The sequence below is a fragment of the Bartonella sp. CE47NXGY genome (genome assembly GCF_042195415.1).
GTDB lineage: Bacteria > Pseudomonadota > Alphaproteobacteria > Rhizobiales > Rhizobiaceae > Bartonella.
Window position 1 is genome coordinate 1 of sequence record NZ_JBHIOI010000317.1, and the last position, 506, is coordinate 506.

At 41.1% G+C, this 506-nt stretch carries 1 protein-coding gene; it reads right to left on the bottom strand.

The window, feature by feature from the left end; all coding sequences use genetic code 11:
* Window positions 1–29: 29 nt before the first annotated feature.
* Window positions 30–506: hypothetical protein (locus ACFIL3_RS11280; protein WP_375633096.1), on the bottom strand; the 477-nt coding region annotated here is incomplete at its 5' end.

Here is a 506-nt window from a genome sequence, read left to right on the forward strand (position 1 = left end):
AGGCGCCCCCGCCGCGCCCGCGCCGTTATTTAAGCTGTTTTCCTATGAGGACGACACATAACAAAGCAAATTTCACCATAAGGAGAAAGGCGTTCTGTATAAACATTATTCATTGTGTCACCACAAATATTCTTAGTAACAATAGCCATGCCACATGCATTGGCATTTTCATAAACATGCACTTTACTTACAATTTTTGCACTATCGAAAACATGGGCATTATCATACACATGGGCATTGGCAAAAACCTTTGCTGAATCGTAGACGCGAGCATTACCATATACAAAACCACCAACACCTGCATTGCCATAAACCTGCGCATTTTCGTAAACACGACCAGGGCTCACAACAATGGCCTGATCACCAACCCAACAATTACCATCATGAGAAAGATTTTCTTCAGATTCAATATAGCCACCAAGTTGACCAGCTTTAACATCACCAAAATCTCTTAACGCCTTAATGCGATAAAGTTTTTTACCTTCGCGAAGAATTGTTTGATTGGT